The organism is Corallococcus sp. AB038B (assembly GCF_003668955.1).
Classification (GTDB): domain Bacteria; phylum Myxococcota; class Myxococcia; order Myxococcales; family Myxococcaceae; genus Corallococcus; species Corallococcus exiguus.
This window is the reverse complement of record NZ_RAWO01000001.1, coordinates 892426-913449: the sequence shown is the minus strand read 5'-3', so window position 1 is coordinate 913449 and position 21024 is coordinate 892426. Positions and strand designations below refer to the sequence as shown.

General features: G+C 70.1%; 16 protein-coding genes. 4 read left to right on the top strand and 12 right to left on the bottom strand.

The window, feature by feature from the left end; all coding sequences use genetic code 11:
• Window positions 1-173: 173 nt before the first annotated feature.
• Complete coding sequence (locus tag D7Y04_RS03905) at window positions 174-773, bottom strand: imm11 family protein (protein ID WP_216669162.1); 600 nt, start codon at window positions 771-773, stop codon at window positions 174-176.
• Entirely contained in the window at window positions 770-2101 is a 1332-nt protein-coding gene (locus tag D7Y04_RS03900; RefSeq protein WP_121758353.1) for an AHH domain-containing protein, read from the bottom strand. The genes D7Y04_RS03905 and D7Y04_RS03900 overlap by 4 nt, the downstream gene beginning before the upstream one ends.
• A gap of 85 nt (window positions 2102-2186) precedes the next feature.
• Between D7Y04_RS03900 and opgC the strand changes: the two genes are divergently transcribed.
• A complete protein-coding gene (gene opgC / locus D7Y04_RS03895; protein ID WP_121758352.1) occupies window positions 2187-3296 on the top strand; it encodes an OpgC domain-containing protein in 1110 nt (369 codons plus the stop codon).
• Window position 3297: 1 nt separating this feature from the next.
• Here the strand turns inward: opgC and D7Y04_RS03890 are convergent, their stop codons facing one another.
• The 4 genes from D7Y04_RS03890 to D7Y04_RS03875 all read right to left on the bottom strand — a co-directional run bounded on the left by D7Y04_RS03890 (window position 3298) and on the right by D7Y04_RS03875 (window position 7773).
• Complete coding sequence (locus D7Y04_RS03890) at window positions 3298-4374, bottom strand: nitronate monooxygenase family protein (RefSeq protein WP_121758351.1); 1077 nt, start codon at window positions 4372-4374, stop codon at window positions 3298-3300.
• A gap of 220 nt (window positions 4375-4594) precedes the next feature.
• Entirely contained in the window at window positions 4595-5542 is a 948-nt protein-coding gene (locus D7Y04_RS03885) for a serine hydrolase (RefSeq protein ID WP_121758350.1), read from the bottom strand.
• Window positions 5543-5554: 12 nt separating this feature from the next.
• Complete coding sequence (locus D7Y04_RS03880) at window positions 5555-6757, bottom strand: DUF819 domain-containing protein (RefSeq protein ID WP_233601261.1); 1203 nt, start codon at window positions 6755-6757, stop codon at window positions 5555-5557.
• Window positions 6754-7773, bottom strand: a complete 1020-nt coding sequence (locus D7Y04_RS03875) for a dipeptide epimerase (RefSeq protein WP_120593187.1) — start codon at window positions 7771-7773, stop codon at window positions 6754-6756. Before D7Y04_RS03875 ends, D7Y04_RS03880 begins: the two co-directional genes overlap by 4 nt.
• Window positions 7774-7869: 96 nt before the next feature.
• Here D7Y04_RS03875 and D7Y04_RS03870 point away from each other — a divergent pair, with 96 nt between their 5' ends.
• A complete protein-coding gene (locus tag D7Y04_RS03870; RefSeq protein ID WP_121758349.1) occupies window positions 7870-9264 on the top strand; it encodes a M20/M25/M40 family metallo-hydrolase in 1395 nt (464 codons plus the stop codon).
• Between the two features lie 136 nt (window positions 9265-9400).
• On the opposite strand, the gene D7Y04_RS03865 is transcribed toward D7Y04_RS03870, so the two are convergent.
• From D7Y04_RS03865 to D7Y04_RS03840, 6 genes are all read right to left on the bottom strand, one after another.
• Window positions 9401-9934 carry a TetR/AcrR family transcriptional regulator gene (locus D7Y04_RS03865; RefSeq protein WP_158627446.1) on the bottom strand — a complete coding sequence of 178 codons (534 nt, stop codon included), beginning with the start codon at window positions 9932-9934 and terminating at the stop codon, window positions 9401-9403.
• A 128-nt stretch (window positions 9935-10062) separates the two neighbouring features.
• A complete protein-coding gene (locus D7Y04_RS03860; protein WP_368666412.1) occupies window positions 10063-10818 on the bottom strand; it encodes a class I SAM-dependent methyltransferase in 756 nt (251 codons plus the stop codon).
• 134 nt (window positions 10819-10952) lie between these two features.
• Complete coding sequence (locus tag D7Y04_RS03855; protein WP_121758346.1) at window positions 10953-13829, bottom strand: HEAT repeat domain-containing protein; 2877 nt, start codon at window positions 13827-13829, stop codon at window positions 10953-10955.
• On the bottom strand, window positions 13822-15039 hold the full coding sequence (locus D7Y04_RS03850; RefSeq protein WP_121758345.1) for a VWA domain-containing protein: 1218 nt from the start codon (window positions 15037-15039) through the stop codon (window positions 13822-13824). The genes D7Y04_RS03855 and D7Y04_RS03850 overlap by 8 nt, the downstream gene beginning before the upstream one ends.
• Window positions 15036-17348 (bottom strand): DUF5682 family protein, encoded by a 2313-nt coding sequence (locus tag D7Y04_RS03845; protein ID WP_121758344.1) that lies wholly within the window; start codon window positions 17346-17348, stop codon window positions 15036-15038. Before D7Y04_RS03845 ends, D7Y04_RS03850 begins: the two co-directional genes overlap by 4 nt.
• Window positions 17348-18433 (bottom strand): AAA family ATPase, encoded by a 1086-nt coding sequence (locus D7Y04_RS03840; RefSeq protein ID WP_120576491.1) that lies wholly within the window; start codon window positions 18431-18433, stop codon window positions 17348-17350. The genes D7Y04_RS03845 and D7Y04_RS03840 overlap by 1 nt, the downstream gene beginning before the upstream one ends.
• 277 nt (window positions 18434-18710) lie before the next feature.
• On the opposite strand from D7Y04_RS03840, the gene D7Y04_RS03835 reads away from it, so the two are divergent.
• Both D7Y04_RS03835 and D7Y04_RS03830 read left to right on the top strand, forming a co-directional pair.
• Window positions 18711-19403, top strand: coding sequence for a hypothetical protein (locus tag D7Y04_RS03835; RefSeq protein WP_121758343.1), 693 nt, complete (start codon window positions 18711-18713; stop codon window positions 19401-19403).
• 165 nt (window positions 19404-19568) lie between these two features.
• The gene (locus D7Y04_RS03830; protein ID WP_121758342.1) at window positions 19569-20900 is read left to right on the top strand and encodes a ferritin-like domain-containing protein; all 1332 of its coding nucleotides are present in this window, start codon (window positions 19569-19571) and stop codon (window positions 20898-20900) included.
• Window positions 20901-21024: the final 124 nt, after the last annotated feature.

The window sequence follows — 21024 nt, the reverse complement described above, 5'->3', positions numbered from 1 at the left end:
GGGACGGAGCACGCTGCAGGCAGGCTGTGAGCGACACCGTCATCTCACGAGGGACCCGGGGGCTGCGGCTGAGGTGAAGCGCTGGATGCAACTGCGTCCTGCCTGATTGCAACCGGGCGTCGGGAAACAAGCGGCCTGGCGGACAGTCGCCGTGACGCACGGAGGCGCGGAAATCAGCGGAGCGGGGACACGTCCTGGAACCACACGCCCGTGGCACCGATGGATTCGAGCGCGAGCTTGATGTCCTCGGAGACGATGAGCGCGATGAGCCAGCCCCAGGTGCGGAAGACCTTCGCGTCCCCGGTCCTGGCCGGGTCGATGCGCAGCCGATGCACCGCTTGATAGGTGCCGACCCGCTCGGGCCGTCCATCCTCTGGCGTCCAGTAGCGCACCTCGCCCGAGGCGGTGTCGTCGATGCACTTCACGACGCGCAGGACGTTGACGAGGAAGTACGGGTCTGGGGTCTCTTCCATCGTGACGGGGAACAGCTCCACGTCACCCGGGGCCAATCGGGAGAGCACCTCCGCGACCCGTTGGGAAACGACCGGGACAGCGCCCGCATCCGCGAGCGAGAAGTCGAGCGCCATTCCCCGCGCGTAGGACGGAACGCGCAGCGCGCTCTCCACACGCGCGGGAGAGCCCTGCATGAACAGCCACGAACCGTGGTCCTGGCCCTGGGCGTCCACGGGCGTTCCAAGCTCCCATCGGCCGGGCAGTGTCACGTCGTCCGTGAGCTTGAAGTACCGGGGCGTCACGCGGGCATCCTGCCTCATCCACCACTCCGGGTGACCAGCTTGTTGAGCCAGCTGTTCTCCGTCGCGAGTTCCTTCGCGAGGATCCGCAGCACCTGTGTCAGGTCGACCCGGCACTGCTGAATCGTCCGGCACGTGCTGGTCGCGAGCCTCAACCGTTCGAAGACCTCCGCGTGGTACTCCTGCGGATGCGGCCCCTTGTGCCCGGGAACGTGAACCTGGTTCTCCGGGTCGTTCAGGGACATGCCCGCCTTGTCGAAGAGTTGTTGGTAGCGCTGTGTCCACGGACCTCCGTTCGCGGTGGACGTGCTGAACTTGTCGGAAGCGATGTGGTGCTTCGGCCCCGGCACGTCCACGGGACCGCCGGTCGCCACCACGCCCGGCGCCAAGGTGAGAAGGATGTCCCCCGTCGCGGACACGGCCACGGACTCCACCTGCGCGACCGCGCCCAGCCGGAAGCCGCCCTCCGCCGCGGCCACGAGTGACGCCTGCGCCGAACCGGGCAGCGTGGGCACCTTCGCGGCAAGCGTCTCCGCAGTACTGCCCAGCGCCGCCGTGGCCAGCATGACGAAGGCCCGCGCGGCGTTCTGGCCCATCACCTCGCCGTACTGCTCCCCCGCGTCCCTGAGCTCATCGAAGGTCGTGGCCTCCGCCACCGCTTCCGCGAGCCGCATCCATCCCTGGATGAGGCTCCACACGGTGTCGACGCCCAGGTAGGCGATGAGCACCGCCGTCATCGTCGCCGCGACGCCCTTGGACACCGGCTCCGGCAACAGCCACAGGCCCAGATACAAGGCGCCAGTCGTGACGATCATGGAGAGCACCGCCCCGCGATCCGTCATGCCCCGCAGCGCGGCCTCCGTCTCGTCCCACACCGAGTCCAACGCGATGGAGAAGGCCAGCGTGCGCTTGCCGCCCTCGTCCAGCGTGGGCCCTCGCTCCAGCAGGTGGAGACAATCGCCAGTGAGCGCCTTGCGCTTGCACCATCGGCCATACGCCGCCGCCAGCTCCGTCTCTGGAGCATCACTGAGCCGCAGGTGTCCGCGCCCAGGTTCCTGCAAGGAGATGAGCCCCAGGTGTCCACGCACGTGGGCGTAGGGACGTGACGGAAGCGAAGCTGCCAGCAGCCGGCGGGCCGCCTCCATGGGGTACGAGGAAACAGGCGCGGCGCGTGCGAGCCCCGCGACCGCGGACACGAAGGCGTCTTCGTCCAGCGCCACAGGCCGGACGTCCCTTTGTGGCGTGTGGACACGGGTGGGTCCTCGGCCCGTACCGAGCCGCACGTTTCGGGACGCCGCACAGCCGGTCCCCACGAGCAGCATCCACGCGATGACGGCTGCGTGCGTCATCCGGACAGTGACACTGGATCCGAGCGACCGGTACGGTTTACCCGGGACGTGGGGCTGTGGCATGGGTGAAGAGAGTCTACCCGCCATGAAACGCCGCCCCGAGTTCGACAGCCTGCGCGGAGTGCTGCTCGTCCTGATGACGCTGACGCACCTGCCCACCCGGCTGAGTGTCATCGGCAACCAGCCGTTCGGCTTCGTGTCCGCCGCCGAGGGCTTCGTGTTCCTCTCCGCGTTCCTCGTGGGCGTGGTGCACGCGAAGAAGTTGGGGACCTCGAGCCCCGTGGCGATGTTCAAGAGCCTCTGGAGTCGCGCCCTCAAGGTGTACGGCTACCACGTCGCCCTGCTCTCCTTCGCGTTCACCATCATCGCCACGCTGGGCGTCGCCGCGCGCAGGCCCGCCATCCACAACCTGCTCGGGTTCTTCCATCAGGACCCGTTCACCGCCCTGTGGAGCAGCCTGTTCCTCCTCTACTGTCCCCCGCTGCTCGACATCCTCCCGCTCTATGTCGTGCTGCTGCTGCTCACCCCCGCCGTGCTGCTCGGTGCGCGCAAGGAGGGCTGGTCCCGGGTGCTGGGGCTGAGCGCCCTCATCTGGGTCTGGGCGCAGGTGGGCCTCAAGCGCGCCCTGTATGACCTGCTCGTCGCCATCCCCGTGCTGCCGTGGCCGCCGTTGAGCATCGACCTGTCGGGCGCGTTCGACCTGTTCGCGTGGCAGTTCCTCTGGGTGCTCGGGGTGTGGATGGGCGTGGCCCGCGCCACCGCGCCGGAGCAGCGCGAGCCCGTGTCGCGCCGGCTCCTCACGGGAGCCATCGTCGTCAGCCTGGGGTTCTTCGTCGTGCGCCACCTCGACGTGGACCTGGGCGCCGCGGGGGTGCTGTTCGACAAGTGGTCGCTCGCGCCGCTGCGGCTCGTGAACTTCCTGGCCGTGGCGCTGCTGGCGAGTTGGCTCGCGCCCCGCCTGTTCCAATGGCTTCGCCCCAAGGTGCTGGAGGCGCTGGGACAGGCATCGCTGCCCGTGTTCGCCGTGCACGTGGTGCTGTGCTTGCTCAGCCTGTCGCTGCTGGACGAGAACGAGGACCCGCTCGACTACTGGGATGAAGCCGCGGTCCTCGTGGCCACGTTCTGCAGCATGTACTTCGTGGCGCTGCGCCAGCGCATCGCGGGCCGGAGCATGGGCCCGCCGTCAACGTCCTGAGTCAGCCGCGCACGGCGGCCAGCGCGGCGTCGGTCTCCGCCACCAGGGCGCGCACCAGGTCCGCCGCGGGGCCCTCTCGCGAGAGGCCAATGCCCTGCCCCGCCCACAGGGCCATGAAGCGCGTGTCGTTCTGCTTCGACGACGCGGCTCGCAGCGTGCGCGTGGCTCCGTGCTGCTGCGGGAACGGCAGGATGGCGCCGGCCTCCTCCAGCGTGGTCGTCAGCTCGTTGGGAATCGCGCGGGCCGGGCGGCCGGAGAAGGCGCGGGTGATGCGAGACGATTCATCCCGGGCCTCGCGCAACAGTGACTTGTGGGCCGCCGCCGCGCTGGACTCCTGGCACCGCAGGAACGCCGTGCCCAACTGCACGGCCGCCGCGCCCAGCATCCGGGCCGCCGCGATGCCGCGTCCGTCCATGATGCCGCCGCTGGCGATGACCGGCACCCGCACGGCGTCCACCATCTGCGGCACGAGCGCCATCGTGCCCACCATGCCCGCATCGAACGAACCGCCGAAGGAGCCCCGGTGGCCTCCCGCCTCCGAGCCCTGCGCGACAATCGCATCCACGCTCGCGGCCTCCAGGGCCTGGGCCTCGCGCACGTTCGTCGCCGTGCCCACGACAAGGATGCCGCGCGACCGGAACGCCTCCAGCACTGGCGCGGGCGGAATACCGAAGGTGAAGCTGAACACCGTGGGCGCCGCATCGAGCACGGCTTCCACCTGCTTCGCGAAGTCCGGCATCGCGACCGCCGGAATCACGGGAGGAGGCAAACCCAGTGCCGCATGGAAACGCTCGATGATGGCGAGCGTGGGCCCCGGGTCGGCGAGAGCCACCGCGGGCTGTGGAGCAAAGAGGTTGATGGCGTAGGGCCGTGAGGTGAGTGAGCGCACCGCGCGGGCCTGCTGGACGATGTCCTCCGGCTGAACGTACGCGGCTCCCAATGAGCCCAGGCCTCCTGCCTCCGACACCGCCGCGACCAATTCCGGCGGAGTCAGGCCGCCCGCCATCGGAGCCTGGATGATCGAATGCTCCACCCCGAGCCGCTCCGCGAACCTGCGCCACGCCTGCGGATCCATCATGGCCACACCTCCCGTGACTCACGTCGGACAGCATTAACGGCCTGGCTTCATCTTGGCGCCCCGCGCAAGACAGAATCATCAGTCCTGCTTTCACGGTCCATGCCAGACACGAAGCGTATCGTCCGCCCCCTCCCGCCCGAACTGGCAAAACTTGTCCGACTGTCGGACAGGTTTTCGCGGTCCGCCTCCGTCGGGGAGGCCCCGCGAGTTTCTCACCTTCTCATTCGCAGTCGTAGTTCGGCGCGGGCGCCCCGGGCTCCAACACGATGGGTACCGGGCCGCCTGCCCGAGCCACGGCCTCCCCACAATCCAGCGCCGCGTCCTTCGCCAGGTGCCGGTACAGGACACACGACGCGCGCTCCACGAAGAACGCCTGCTTCGGCCAGTCCGGTCCTCGCGAAGCCAGGATGGCCACCGCGTACCGTCCTCCGTCCGGCAACGTCACCAGCCCCACCTCGTTGAGCACGTTGTAGCGCGCGTCATCTCCACAGCATCCCGGCGGCAGCCACCCGCCCTTGTGCTGGAGCGACGCGCGGGCGCTCGCGGGCAGGCGCGTTCCCAGCCAGCCGCCGCAGCCGTCCCGAGGCGTCAGTTCCATCCACTTCAGCAGCCGCGCCGTGGGCTCCGGCTCCAACAACTCCCGCCGCTCCAACCGCGCCAGGAACGACACCGTGTCGTCCGCGCAGAAGTAGTTGTCCCGCCCCATCACGCGCGGAGAGTTCGTCGCCCAGCGCTCCCGGCCGTAGTTCCACTTCGTCAGCGCCGTGTGCTCCAAACCCAGGCCGCGAAGATAGACATTGATGGCATCCGGGCCACCCACCAGGTCAATCACCTCGCCGGACGCCTCGTTGTCCGACGTGCGGAACACCTTCTCCGCGAGCGGCGCCACCGTCGCCAGGTCCCGCTGTCCCAACGCCGCCGCCACCCAGAACACCTTCGCGGAGCTGGCGGAGATGTGGGGCTCCAGGCCGGAGACGCTCGCCACCTCCCCCGTGCGCAGGTCCATCACCGCGAGCGACAGGTCCGACCCGGGTGACAGGCGCGTGGCCTCGCCCGCCAGCGACTCCACCACCGCCTTCAGGGACTCACGTGGGGGAGCGCCTACCTCCGGCTTCGTCGCGCAACCACCCACCGCCAGGAGCCCTGCCCAGAGCAGCACCGTCCGCATCCACGACTCCCTTCAGTGAATCAGCCGGTGCACCTGCTCCAGCATCAGCGCCGTCACCAGCCCGCAGTACGTCCCCAGCACATACCCCAGCACCGCGAGCAGCACGCCCACCGGCGCGAGCGCGGGATGGAACGCCGCCGCCACCACCGACGCGGAAGCCGTACCGCCCACGTTCGCCTGCGACCCCACCGCCGCGAAGAACACCGGCGCCTTCAGCCACCGGCGCGTGCCCATCGTCACCGCCGCGTGGATGCACATCCACAGCGCCCCCACGGCCACCAGCGCGGGCGCGTCCCACAGCCGCCGGAACTCCGCCTGCGCGCCAATGGTCGCCACCAGCAGGTACAGGAACAGCGAGCCCATCCGGCTCGCCCCCGCGCCCTCCAGCCTGCGCACCGGCGTGAACGACAGCACCACGCCCACCGTCGTCACCAGCAGCACCACCCACGTGAAGCCCGTCACCACGTTGCCCAGGTCCGGCAGCAACTTCGCCAGCGCCGTGCACGCCACCGTCACGCCGAACGCCACCGCCAGCATCGACAGCAGGTCGGACAAACTCGCGGGCCGAGCGGACGCCGCTTGAATGCGCGCGGACTCCTCTCGCACGTGGTCCAGCGCGGTCCGGTCGGCGCCGATGCTCGCGTCCATCGCCTTCTCGCGCCCGGCGAAGGACAACAGCACCGCCGTCCACACGTTGGACACGCCCACGTCCACCACCACCAGCATGCTCAACGTGCTGTCCAGCGCGCCCACGCTCTGGCCAATCGCCACGAAGTTCGCGCTGCCGCCAATCCACGACCCGCTGAGCGCCGCCAATCCCTTCCACGCCTGGTCCCCCAGCTCCGCCGGCACCAGCCACCCCAACGCCAGATACGCGAGCGGCCCGCCCACCATGATGCCCAGCGAGCCCGCCAGGAACACGCCCACCGCGTTGCGCCCCAGCCGCGCGATGGCGGGCAGGTCCACCGACAGCACCAGCAACACCAGGCTCGCGGGCAGCAGGTACACGCGCGTGAAACGGTACAGCTCCGACTGCGTGGGGATGACGCCCGTGTTCGACAGCAGCGTCGGCACGAAGTACGCGAACACCAGCAGCGGCACGACGTTGAAGAACCGCTCCACCGCCGGGTAGCGCTGCAACGCATACAACCCCGCCAGCACCGCGAGCAGCACGGCGAGCACCGCCATCGGGTCCTGGATGAGCGGTGGCGTCACCGGGGCTCCACGCCCAGGCCCGCGCCCGCTCCCAGTTGGATGCGACCCTGCACCACCGGATGCGCGCGGTACGGATCCTCCGCGAGCAGCAGGTTGCCGTCCAGGTCCACCCAGTCCACCAGCGGCGCCAGGTGCGCGCCCGCCGCGATGCCCAGCCCCGTCTCCACCATGCAGCCCAGCATCACCTTCAAGCCGCACGCTCGCGCCGTCTCGATGATGCGCAATGCCTCGCGGATGCCGCCGCTCTTCTGGAGCTTCACGTTGATGCCGTGGAAGCCCTCGGCCAGCTTCGGCACGTCCGACGCCTTCGTCAGCGACTCGTCCGCCACCAGCGGCAGCGGCGAGCGCGCGCGCAGCCACTTCGCGCCCTCCACGTCCGCCGCGGGCAGCGGCTGCTCCACCAGCTCCACGCCCTGCGTGGACAACCACTGGATGTGCGCCAGCGCCTCGTCCGGCTTCCACGCCTCGTTCGCGTCCACGCGGATGGTCTGCCCCGTGAGCGCGCGCACCGTGCCGAACACCTCCTGCACGCGGTCCGCGCCCAGCTTCACCTTCAGCACCGGGAAGTCCGCCGCCTCGCGCACCTTCACGGCCAGCGTCTCCGGCACGTCGATGCCAATGGACATGGACGTCACCGGCTGCCGCGAGGGGTCCACGCCCAGCATCCGGTACAGCGGCACGCCCATCACCTTGCCCGCCCAGTCATGCAGCGCCAGGTCCACCGCCGCCTTCGCCGCGGGGTTGTCCGGCAGCGCCGCGTCCACGGCCTCGGACACGTCGCGGAAGTGGCGCAGGTCGCGTCCCTCCAGCACGGGGGCCAACTTGTGGAGCGCCGCCTCCACCGTCTCCCACGACTCGCCGTAGCGCACGTTCGGCGCGGCCTCGCCGTACCCCACGTGGCCTTCCGAGCGCACCTCCACGAACACGTTGCGCTTCACCGTGCTCGTGCCCCGGGCGATGGTCCAGGCGTGACGCAGCGGCAGTTCCACGGTGCGAAAGCTCAACGGCGAGGCCATGGCGGAATCCCTCCAGGGCCCTTCCCTTAACACGGCACTCCTTGCAAACACCGCTTCCGTTGCCTTCCCAGGCCGGAAGGCGCGAGCCTCTCCCTCATGCGTCTCCTGCCCCTCGTCATCGCCTTGTTCGCGCTGGGTCCAAGCCACGCCGCGTCATCCCGTCCCGCGCCGAAGGACGAACTGCGGACGCTGCTCGCGGAGCTCATCGCCGCGGACACCTCCAATCCGCCCGGCAACGAGACGGCCGCGGCCCAGGTGGCGGCGAAGTGGCTGCGCGAAGCCGGCATCGAATCGGAGCTCATCGAGCCCTCGCCCGGTCGCGGCAACCTGCTGGTGAGATTGAAGGGCAGCGGCAAGGGCCGGCCGGTGCTCGTGCTCGCGCACCTGGACACGGTGCCCGCAGTGAAGACCGAGTGGCTCACCGACCCGTGGGCGCTCACGGAGAAGGACGGCCTGCTTTACGGACGCGGCGTGCAGGACAACAAGGGCATGGCGGCGGCGAGCATCCTCGCGCTGCGCCGGCTGAAGCAGGAGGGCGGCACACGCTCGCGAGACATCCTGCTGTACCTGGGCGCGGATGAAGAGGTGGGCTCCGGACAGGGACTGGACTGGATGATGGAGCACCGCCCGGAGCTGAAGGAGGCGGAGTTCGCGCTCAACGAGGGCGGCCTCACGGAGCTGTCACCGGACCGCAAGGAGGTGCGCTTCGTGGCGCTCCAGACCGCTGAGCGCGTGTCCCGCAACGTGACGCTCAAGGCCACCGGCCCCGGAGGTCACTCCTCCGCGCCGCCCGTGGACGCGGGGCCCCTGGTGCGGGTGGCCGCGGCGGTGGCTCGCGTGGGCGCCCTCACCTTCCCCGCGCACCTGACGCCCGCCGCGAGGCTCCACGTGCAGGGCCGAGCACAGGCGACTCCCGGCGAGCTGGGCGAAGCGTTGCGCCGCATCGCCGCATCGCCAGACGCGCCGCCCGAGGACGCAGTGACGACCGTGGCCCGGTTGGACCCCGCGCTGGGCGCAGTGCTGCGCACCACCTGCGTGCCCACGGTGTTCAAGGCAGGCACGAAGTCCAACGTCATCCCCGCCACCGCAGAGGCCACCGTGAACTGCCGCCTGCTGCCGGACGCGGATCCGAAGGACGTGCGCGAGCGCATCGTCGCCGCGGTGAATGACAAGGACATCCAGGTGGAGATGGACGTGTCGCCGCCGGACTCGCCCATGTCACCCGTGGGGGACAACGCCATGTTCCGCGCGGTGAAGGCCGCCGCGGCGAAGGTGTGGCCGAAGGCGCCGGTGATTCCTCGCATGTCCACGGGCACCACCGAGTCCGCCACGCTGCGCCGCGCGGGGATTCATGCCTACGGCATCGACCTCTTCGCCCTCACTCCGGACGACGCGCGCACCGCGCACGCCCCCAACGAGCGCGTCCCGGTGACGTCACTCCAGCCCGGCGCGGAGTTCGTCTACCTCACGCTGAAGCACCTGACGCGCTGACGCACCGGCACCACCTCATCACGGGCCCTCGCATCACATCCGGCTCTTGCTCAGGGGGCATGCGTGAACCCCAGCAGTACCGTGGTGGCCCTCCGGCTGGGTGAGCCACCGTCACGGAGCCTCGCGGGCAGCCAGGCTATTTGCGCGTGAGCTCTTCGATTCGGCGGATGACCGCCGCTCGCGTCTGGCTTGAGACCGTGCGGTGCTCGAGCATGTCCGACATCCACAACCCGTCGATCGCCAGACGGCAGAGCGTGAGCTCCGGCGACTCTTGCTCCTGGGGGCTGAGTTGCTCCTCCCGCGCCTCGTCCCAGATGGAGCTCCAGAGCTCCCGGACCTCCGGGTCGAAGAGCATGAGCCCGATGAGCGAGCGCATGACGTGGGCCTCGCCGTCATCGGAGGGAGCGGCGACCGTCACCCGGAGATACGCGCGCGTTCCCCTGCCTTTGGCGTCCGGATCCTTCGCCATCTCGGCGGCGACCGCCCCGGCGAAGCGCTGGGTCACGTCGTCGAACAGCGCATCGAGCAGAATGGGCTTGGTCTGGAAATGCTGCAGCAGGTCTTCCTTTGGGACGCCGGCCCGCCCTGCGATGGCATCGAGCGTCACGGCCTGAAGCCCCTGAGCCAGGATGAGGTCCGCGGCCGCCCGAAGAAGCTTCTCGCGGGTCACGTCAGGCTCCATGTTCCTCGACTCGGTCATCGCCATCACCTCTCACGACAGGAATGCCGCCGCCCGTCTTTCCCAGTTAATCACGAGTAACGCCAGGGAGGCTCGGAGTCTCATCCGACCTTCCCGTGTCAGGGTGATGCGGTGGGACCCGGAAGGTATTGCTGAAGCCAGACCTTCTCGAGCCCCCAGGTGAACAGCATCCAATGGGAGGAGTGGCCACTGAAGCCCTCCGCCTCGATGGGACGGGTGACGGTGATGATGCGCGTGCCAGGGGCGCAGGTGCGCAGGTGGGTGACGAGCCGGTCCTTCGTCTCCGGGCTGAACGCCACCCAGTTGCAGAAGATGTGGGTCGCGTCCCCCAGGGGCTCGCGGGTCATGTCGCCCACGGTGAGCGTGATGCCCACCGGCTGAAGCCACGGCGACACGCGCGCCACGTGGTCCGCGATGAGCTCCACGCCATGCGCCCCCGCCCCCCACCAGCGCGCGGCGAGCAGCACGCGTCCGCGCCCCGCGCCCAGGTCCACCACCCGGCTGCCGCGCCCCACGCCCGCCCTCTTGAGGAACCACAGCGCCGTCACCAACGGCGTCTCGCCGTACATCAACTCGCGGAACGACTGGCCCGTGGCCTGGAGCGCCCGCGCCATCTCGAAGGTGCGTCGCCAACGGAAGGGCGTCCACAGGATGCGCTGCCACCACAACCCGAAGTACGGCTTCAGGAGCCGGGGGCGGAGGAGGAGCAGCAGCAGGTCGGTGACGCGCAGCACGACCGCGATGACGATGCCCTGCATCTGGAGCGACAACCGCTCGAGGAACGGCAGGTCGAACTCGCCCATCGTGTCGTCGCGGCGCGGTGGAGGCGCGGGAGGAGGAGCAGGTTCCGTCATGCCGCGCGGAGGCTGTCCGGATTCGGGACGCCACGCAATGCCTCCGCGTCGGACCGGGACGCGCTGGGAGGCCGTTCCCCGTACCGGCCTCCCCCACCCGCATCGACCTCACCTCGAAGCTGGCGAGCGGAGCCTCACAGCAGCTTCTTCGCCGCCTTGGCCAGGGCCTTGTCCGCGGCCAGCGCGGGCACCTCCATGAGGCGCTGGGCGATGTGCTTGCCCACCGCCGTACTCGACGCCGCCACCTTCAGGTACACGGCCGCGCGAGCCAGCAGGTCCGGGTGTTCAAGGGACGCCTTGAGACGGGCCTCCAGCGCCCGGGCCAGGTCGGTGGGCTGGAAGTTCTCGAAGACGCTCCGGAACGCCTTCCGCTCCAACTCCTCCGGGCGCCGCTCGGCCAGGTCCAGCGCGGGCTGCAGCAGGGCCAGCCCCAGTGAGCGCATGGCCTCTGCGACAACGCCGGGCTTCCACCCGTCCACGAACGCCAGCAGCAGGGCCTCCGCGCCACGCACGTCGCCCAGCATGCCCAGCGCGTACACGGCGTGCTTCGCCTCCACGTCGTCGTGGCCTCGGCCCTGCACCATCAGGATGAACCGGTCGAGAACCTCCGCGTCCCCCATCCGGGCCAGCGCCTCCGCCGCCTCGCGGCGCACCTCGCGCGCCGGGTCCCCGTGCAGCACCTGGCGCAGCACGGGCATGGCCACCGTGCCCAGGTCCGCCAGCATGGCCACGGCCGCCCCGCGCGCGTCCTTCGTCGTCTCGGACAGCGCCGCCTGCATCAGCGGCACCGCCTTCTCCTTGCGGCGCCGAGACAGCTCCACCACCGCCGCCTCACCCGCCTCACGGGCCTGCACGTCCTCCAGCGTCTCCTTCGCGAACAGGCGCAGGCCCATGTCATGGCCCTTGCGCGTCACCGCGTCCAATTCGCGCCGCGCCTGCACTCCACCCATCGCGCCCAGCACGCGGAGGGCGGTGCGGCGCACCATGCGGCTGTGGTGCTCACCGAGCGCGCTGCGCACGGAGCCCAGCGCGTTCTCGCCCAGCGCCGCCACCGTCCGCGCCACGAAGGCGCTCGCCGCGCCGTCGCTCCACGTCGGGTAGAACTGCCGCGCCAGGACGTCCGCGCCCAGGCTCGCGTAGTAGCGCGCCGCGTGCGCCGCCGCCTCGTAGCGCGTCAGCTCCCCGCGAGCCCGGCGCACCATGGCCTCGCCCGGGGTCAGCACCTCCTCCGGTTTCTGCACGTGGATGCTCGGGTGCGTGGGCACGGACTCCAGCTGGGACAGGTCCACCTGCACCGCGCCCGACAGCCGCACCAGCGCGATGCCCAGCACCTGGTACACCTTGATGAAGTCGTCCAGCCGCTCCGCCGGGTCCGCTCGCTGCGCCAGCGCCTCCAGCAGCGCGCCCGGCTTCTCCAGCCCCAGCTCCTTCAGCCGGGACACCAGTGGCTCCACCGTGCGAGGGCTCACCGCCGACAGGCCGCTGGCGAACGCGTCCGCCAGCTCATCGCGCACCTCCGCCAGCGCGATGGCCGCCCGTGACGCACCCGCCGCCCGAGCCGCGTCCGCCCAGCCGCTGCGAGGCAGCGCGTTCGGCGCGGCGGGGGCCCGCACGCGACCGCGACGGCGGGGCGACACGGGCGCGTCCTCCGCGCGTCCCAGCGTGCGCAGGTCCAGCCCTTCCGGCGTCCGCACCACCACGGCCGAGGGGAACAGCGTGGGCAGCGCCGCCTCCAGGCCCACATCGCCCAGCACCGCCACGAGCTTCGCGTCCTCCAGCGCGGTGGACAGCGGCTCCTCCAGCGACGGGTCCACGGGAAGGAAGAGGCCGCGTCCCGTGCCATCCACGAACTGCGAGCGGGTCCCGCTGGCGAGCAGCGTCTCCACCCGCACGGACACTGGCAGCAGGTCCGGCGCGAACACGTCCTTGCGGTGCTCCTGGAAGGCCGTCATCACCGCGCCCACGTCCGGCAGCGCCACCTCCACCAGCCGCTCCAGCGCCGCCCGGTCCACCGATGGCGCGTCCTTCCAAGACTCCAGGTCCAGCCGGTGCGGCGCGAAGCCCGGGTACTGCCCGCCGTGCGCACCCTGAAGCACGGCGCCCGCGTGGCTGTTCTTCGGCGCCACCGTCTTGAGGTTCGCGGGGAGGATCTGCTTCTCGCTGTAGTGCCCGCCCGACACCAGGTCCACGAAGCGGCTCTCACGGACCATGAACCGGTCCGGCGTCACCTTGGAGGAGAACGCGTACTCCACCAGCTTCAGCCCTTCGACGGGCGCGCGGTCCTTCTTCGTCCACGTCTTGCCGATGAGCTCCTCGACGTGGCGGGGCTCCAGCGCATCGCCGCCCAGGTGCTTCTCCACCTTGCGCGCGGTGAGCAGCATGTCCGCCACCAGGTCCGCGTACACCGGCGCCTCGAAGGTCCCCGTGCGAGCCGCCGCCGCGTCCAACAGGCCCGCCAGCTCCACCGCTCGCGCGGACAGCCGCCGCAGGCCGTTGGCCCGGAGCGCTTCACCCAGCGAGCGCACCTGCTCCGGCCGGTCCGCGCCCAGCGACGCCACGCCCGACAGACCCAGCTCGCGCACCAGCGTGGACACCTGCCCCACGCCCGCCTTCATCAGGTCGCCCGTTTCGGCCTTGCCCTTCTTCACGCTCTTCTTCGCACCACCGGAGCCCGCCGGCGCGGCCGGAGCCGCCTCCGCCGTCACGAAGGCCTGCGGGGCCCGGGCCCACGCCACCAGCAGCGCCGCCGCGTGCTTGCAGAAGGGGCGCGAGCGCGCCGCCATGCACGAGCACCGCCCCTTCACGTCCAAGCGCGCCTCGCCGAACACCAGCGTCACCTTGTACGGCGTCGCCCCGGAGCCCGCCGCGTCCGCGAAGAGCCGGTTCTCGAAGCGCGACAGGTTGGTGAGCTGCTTGCCGTCGAACAGCTCCGAGCCCTTCTGCAGCTCCGCCTTGTCGCTGATGATCTCCGTCATTCCGCCCATGCCAATGACGGGCCGTACCTCAGCCATGACGTTCCCCCTTCTTGTCGTTGGACGCGAGCAGCGGCGCCAGGTCCTGGTTGCGCATCACCCGCTCCACAACATCCACCAGCTTGCGGGGCGTGCACCCGAAGCACGGAATCCCCAGCGCGGTGAGCTGCTCCGCCATCGCGTGGTCATAGGACGGCCGCCCGCTGTCCGACAGCGCCAGCAGGCACAGCACCTTGGAGCGTGAGTCCACCAACTGCCTCAAGCGGGCCACCAGCTCCTCGGCGTTGCCTCCCTCGTACAGGTCGGTGATGAGGATGAAGAGCGTCTTCTCCGGCCGGCGCACGTAGTGCTCCTGCGCGTACGCCACCGCCCGGTTGATGTCCGTGCCGCCGCCCAGCTGCGCTGAGAAAAGCACCTCCACCGGGTCCGCCAGCACGGGCGTCATGTCGACGATCTCCGTGTCGAACAGCACCAGGCTGGTCTTCAGCACGTCCAGCGACGCGAAGATGGCCGCCATCACGGAGCTGTACACCACGCTCTCCGCCATGGAGCCGGACTGGTCCACCACCAGCGTCACGTCCCACTCGTGGTGACGGCGCTGGTTGGGCCAGAAGTAGAAGCGCTCCGGGATGAGCCGCTTTCGCTCCGCGTCCCAGCCCTTCAGGTTGGAGCGGATGGTGCGGCGCCAGTCGATGTTGCGCGCGATGGGGATGGGACTCGTCCTGTCCCGCCTGAGCGCCCCCATCACCGCCGTGCGCAGCGGGGACTCCAGCTTCTTGCGCAGGTCCTCCACCACCTCGCGGATGATGGCGCGCGCGGTATCCTTGGCCTGCTCCGGGATGAGCCCCCGGGCGCTCACCAGCGTCGTCACCAGCTCCAGGTTCTTGTCCAGGAAGGGCAGCGTCTCCGGCTCGAAGAGCAGCTGGGTGAGCCCCTTCTTCTCGATGGCGTCCTTCTGCACCAGCGCGATGACGTCGTCCTGGAAGAAGTCGCGCAGCGCGCCCAGCCACTTGGGCAGGTACGGCTTCGAACCGCCCCGCCCGGCCGAGCGCTCGCCGTAGACGAAGGAGAGCGCGTCATCCAGGCCCTCCAGGTCGTCGCCCGTCAGGTCCACCGTGCCCGCCCCGGCGCCCAGCGCGCTCAAGGAGGGGCACGAGCCCGTCTTCTCCGCCTCCGGGCCCAGCGCCAGCCGCCAGCGCAAGAGCGCGTCGCGGTCCTTCGGGTCCAGGTCCTTGGGGTCCACGCTCATAGCAGGTCATCCAGGTCGTCGAGCGCCTTGCCCAGGTCCGCGCTCAGGTCCTTCAGCGTCGCCTTGTCCTTCTCCTCCAGCACCGCCTTCACCGCGCGACCCTTGTCCTTCAGCTGGCGCACGCCCATCACGTTCTCCATCAGGTAGCGGCGCTCCGTGGCCCCCAGCGCGCCCAGCGCCCGGCGCAGCACCGGCAGCGTCTGCCGGAAGCGCTCCGGCTCCACGCTGGTGAGGAAGTCATCCAGCGCCTTCACCACGTCGCGGCTCTTCACCAGCACCAGCGCGTTCACCTGGAGGAAGCCCTCCAGGTAAGCCGCCGCGTCAGCAGGCTCCACCGCCGCCGACAGCCGCCGGCCCACCTCCAGCGCCACGTCCGCCTCCGGCAGCTCGCGAGCCAGGTACAACAGGCCCGTGGCCAGGCCCGACGTCGACGGGTGCACCGCGTGGCTCCCCATCAACCCGCGAGCCTCCGCGAGCCAGCCCTCTTTGTCCGCGCGGGGCTGGGACAGCGCCACCTCGTGCAGCGTGCGCAGCGCCTCCAGCACCGGGGGCACGCCTTCTGGAGCGCAGGCGCTGGCCTCGCGCACGCGAAGGAGCGCCCGGCCGAAGGTCTTCTCCCCCAGGGCCGCCACCGCCTCGTCACCCACGTCCGAGTGCGCGCGCGAGGTGCCGTAGGCCATCAACCCCGACAGCGCACGCGCCGCGCTCGCCAGCGACGGCAGGTCCGCGTCCGTGGCCGCGAGCGCGTCACAGGCCTTGAGCGCCTGCGCCACCGTCTGGGAGCAGCCGGTGATGACGGACTCCAGGAGCACGTCCGCCGCCGCGGCCGTCGTCTTCGCCTGCGTCAGCCGCTCCTGGAGCACGCGCGTCGTCACGCCCTCCAGCGAGTCGCCCAACACAATCTTCTCCACCAGCGCCACATCCGTGGACGGCGTCCACTGCGCCTGCCAGGCCTCGCGCACGCGCGTGAGCGCCGCGTAGCCGCCGGCCTCTGCTTCCGCGCCCTGCTTGCGCGACGACCCCGTGCCGGACAGCGACGCGTACGGGATGCCCGCCACGCGCAGCCGGTGGAGGAACACGGAGGAGCCCACCTCCACCGGGTTGTTGAGCCGCAGCGTGAACGTCTCCGGACTGTCCGTGCGCGGCAGCCGCCGCTCGCCCACCTCGCGCCAGAACTCCGCCTGGAGCGAGTTCTGCCCGATGCGGCTCGCCACCTGCCCCACTTCGTGGCCGATGACGCTCTTCCACAGGAAGCTGTCCACGTGCGTCGCGTCGCCGCGACACAGCGTAGCCACGGTGGCCTCGCGCAGCTCGTCCAGGCCCGGGGCGCTCTTCTCGCGCAGGTCCGACAGCGTCACCGCCAGCCGGTACGCCTCCAGCACGTCCGACAGCGACGCGGAGAAGCCGCGCATCCGCAGGTGCGACGCGAAGTCCAGCAGCACCTCCAGCGTGGCCCGCCGGAAGTCGCAGTTCGCCTCGTGGGCCTTCTGGTAGAAATGCGGCGCCCGGTTGCCCGCGCCGTATCCCAGCTGCTCCGCCAGGCGCGGGAAGCTGTACGGAATCACCGTCACCGCGCACGGCCCGGCCGCGGGCAGATTCGCCTCTTCCTTCGGATCCACGTCCCCCGCGAGGAACGCCGCGGTGTGCGCCGCGCCGGCCACCACCGCCACCTTCTCCGGCGCTACGCCGCCCGCCACCACCTCCAGCACCTTGCGCGCCATGAAGGCGTCGCGCTGACGGTGGTAGGCCTGCCGGGGCCCCGCGTTGACCACGTCCGCCCAGGCGGTGAGCACCGGCCGGAACTGCTCCGGGCTCCAGTCCGGCGCCTCGAAGGACGCCTCCCAGAACTCCTCGAAGGAGCGGAACCCCTGCGAGCGCGCGAACGCCTCCGTGAGCGGAATGGCTTCATCGGAAACGGGCTCGCTGCCCTCCGGGGCCTCCGTCTCCACGCCTGGCCCGGGCACATGGCGGTCCACCGCGAGGCTGACGCCCACCGGGATGTCGATGAACTCCGCCCGCGCGCCGTTCGCCCGGGCCCACTTCAGCGCCTGGTACTCCGGCGAGTACGCCGCGAAGGGCCACAGCGACGAGGACGGGGTGCCGTCCGTGCGGTAGCCCAGGATGGCCACGGGCGGCCGGGTCTGCGCGTCGCACAGCACGTCCACCAGCGCCGTCGCGTCGCAGGGCCCCTCCACCAGGACGACCGAGGGCTTCACGCGCTCCAGCCACTTCAGGAGCACCGCGGTGGTGCGCGGCGAGTGGTGACGGACCGGGAAGTGCTGCACCCGGGAGAGCAGTGCCAGGTCCATCAGCCCCTCAAGAGCTTCTTGCTCGCGGTGTAGAGCTCCTTCCACGGGCCCGTGCGGCTCTTGGCCACCGTCTCCATGTACTCGCGCAGCGCCTTCACGTCGTCCTCCTGCTCCTTCACCACCGCGCCCACCAGCGACGCCGCCAGCTCCTGCGACGTCACCGTCCCGGAGCCGAACTGCTGCGCCAGGATGGAGCTGTTGAACAGCACGCTGATGGCCTCCGCCGTGGACAGCACCGCGCCCGGCGTGCGCACCTTCGTCTTGCCGTCCTTCGTCACGCCCTTGCGCAGCTCGTGGAAGAGCGTCAGCAGCACGCGCGACAGCTCCTCCGGCGGCGGCACGCCCACCTGGTAGTCCGTGCGCAGCTCCGCCTCGCGCTTGGTGACGATTTGAATCTCCTGCTCCAGGTCCTCCACCACCGGCACGGTGACGAAGTTGAAGCGGCGCTTGAGCGCGGCGCTCATCTCGTTGACGCCACGGTCGCGCGTGTTCGCGGTGGCGATGAGGTTGAAGCCGCGCTGCGCGCTCGTGATCTCCCCCAGCTCCGGCACCGACACCTGCTTCTCCGACAGGATGGAGATGAGCGAGTCTTGAATCTCCGGCGACGTGCGCGTCACCTCTTCAAAGCGGGCGAACTTGCCCGTGCGCATGGCGCGCAGGATGGGCGACGGCACCAGCGCTTCGGGCGTGGGCCCCTGCGCGAGCAGCAGCGCGTAGTTCCACGAGTACTTGATGTGGTCCTCGCTGGTCCCCGCCGTGCCCTGGACGACGAGCGCGGACGTGCCGCTGACGGCCGCGGAGAGGTGCTCCGACAGCCAGCTCTTCGCGGTGCCCGGCTCGCCCACCAGCATCAGCGCGCGGTCCGACGCGAGCGTGGCGATGCACACCTGGATGAGCCCCTTGTCGCCCACGTACTTGGGCGTGATGGCCACGCCCCCCACGGGCTTGGGACTGCCCAGGATGTACGTCTCGACGGCGCGAGGCGACAGCGCCCAACCCGGTGGGCGGGGCTTGTCGTCATGCGCGGCGAGGGCGTCCAGCTCGTTCTTGTACTTCGCTTCGGCAGGCAGGCGGATGTCCGGCATGAGCTGCACGCTATCCACTCGGTCTGACATCCGGCAAACGCTTCGGCTGCCTGGCGGGTTGTATTGAAAGAGGTAGAGCGCGCCACCGGGACGCAGGTGCTCACGCAGCCGTGAAACCTCCACGCGGACGTCGTCCTCCGCGAACAGGATCCGCCCCTCAAGTTTTCGAGTCCTGCTCGGCTTTTCGAGCCCTCCGGCGCGCCATCCCTCCTGTGAGGAGGTGTTGGCATCCCCATTGCTCAGGGCTCTGGACACACTGCCTGCCCAGGAGCCTCCCTTGAACATCCATCGACTGCGCCGTCTCTTCTCGCGGGCCTTGCTCGCCACGCCCCTGGTGCTGGCGGGCTGTGGCGGACCGGAGGGCAGCGTGGACCTGACGGGCTACTCGGAGATCGAGTGCACGGACCAGGGCATCGCCATCAGCGACCTGACGCTGACCCCAGAGCCGGACTTCGTGCAACTGCGCTCCTTCGACCCCGACACCATTGGAGACCAGACGCGCTCCCCCTCTGTCAGCGTGAGTTCTTCTGGCCAGCCCTGCGCGACGGCCACCGACGTCACCGCGTGTGAGACCGCGCTGGAGGACGCGACCGTCACCTCCGGCTTCCACTACAACTGCACGGGCGAATGCCGCCAGCACTTCCTGGTGACGACCCGGGGTGACGAGGTGAAAACGTATTCGTCGCAGGCGGAACTCCAGCAGTTGCTGGGCACCATCGACACGGAACAGGAGGCGGTGCTCCAGGCCTTCGCGTCCAGCTACTCCTTCGTCTGCGGGACCAAGGAGCAGGGGGCGGTGAAGAAGAACGCGGATGGGAGCTTCAATGTCATCGGGACGAATGGCTACGCCTGCGGACCGGGCACGAATCTGACGCAGTACGTGCTGCAGGTGACCGCGTCCGGCAAGGTCGAGAAGCTGGAGACGCGCATCCTGGAGGAGGGAGACTCGGTCTGCCCCGACGGCCGGTAGGGCTCCAGGTCGACCTGCGAGCGCGGCGTCCATGTCCTGTCCCCCTCAACTTTCCGAGTCCATCTCGACTTTCCGAGCAACGCGAGATGGGGGCTTCGCCGGGAAGACGCCCTGGCATCCGCATTGCTCAGGGTCCCGGACACACGTCCTGCCCAGGAGCCTCCCTTGAACATCCATCGACTGCGCCGTCTCTTCTCGCGGGCCCTGCACGCCTCGCTCGCCACGCCCCTGGTGCTGGCGGGCTGTGACGGCTCGGAGGGCAGCGTGGACTTGAAGGACTACTCGGAGGTCGCGTGCACGGTTCAGGGCCTGTCCGTCAGTGACCTGACGCTGACGCCGGAGCAGGACTTCGTGCAGCTCCGCTACATCAACCCCAACGGAGGCCAGGCGCCCTCCACCTACGTCAACGTGAGTTCCTCCGGCGAGCCCTGCGCGACGGCCACCGACGTCCCCGCGTGCACGACCGCGCTGGAGAGCGCGAACGTCACCACGGGCTTCCACCATGTCTGCATAGACTTCTGCAGCGAGTCCTTCCTGGTGACGACCCGGGGTGACGAGGTGAAGACGCACGCGACGCTGGAGGAACTCCAGCAGGTGATGGGCACCATCGACACGGAACAGGAGGCGGTGCTCAAGACTTTCGCGTCCGGCTATTCCCTCCTCTGCGGAGACAAGAAGTATGGCGCGGTGAAGAAGAACGCGGATGGCAGCTTCAACGTCGTCGCGACGAAGGGCTACGCCTGCGGACCGAACACGGAGCTGACACAGCACGTGGTGCGGGTCTCCGCTTCCGGCGAACTCCAGGAGCAGGAGAAGCGCGTCCTGGAAAAGGGAGACCCCAACTGCAACATCGGCCGTCGGCCGGTGGGGCTCCAGGTCGCGGAAGCCTGCGAGAGCCCGGAGGCACTGGGCCGCTACTTCGCGAACGCGGCGCACCTGGAGGCGGCGTCAGTGCACGCGTTCCTGCGGCTGCGGGATGAACTGGCGATGCACGGCGCGGACGTGGGCCTCCAGGACGCGGCTCGAAGGAGCGCCATGGAGGAGGTCCAGCACGCCCAGGTGACAGAGCGGCTCGCGCACCGCTTCGGTGGCACGCCCCAGCGTCCGGTGGTGGAGGAGTTGCCGCCGCGCTCACTCGTGGACGTAGCGATGGAGAACGCCGTGGAGGGCTGCGTACGCGAGACGTACGGCGCGCTGCTCGCGCACCACCAGGCGCTGCACGCTCGGGACCTGGAGGTGCGCGAGGCCATGGTCCGCATCGCGGAGGACGAGACGCGGCACGCTGCGCTGTCGTGGGACATCGACCAGTGGGCCCGGCCGCGCCTGTCCACGGAGGAGCGTGAGACGCTGCGCGAGGCCCAGAAGCGCGCGGTGGCGGCCTTGCGCGAGGACGTCGCGGTGCCGCTCGACGCGAGCGTCATCACGATGGCGGGCATGCCCACGCCGGAAGCGGCCCTGGCGCTGCTGGACACGCTGGAGCAGGACCTCTGGGCATGAGCCGCTACTTCTCATGAGTCTCTGAGGCTCTGCTCCAGCGCCTTCCGCCGCATGGCCAGCTCCCAGGCCATGCGGAAACGTTCGCGCACGGCGCTCTAGCAACCGCGTCTGACATTCCATCCCC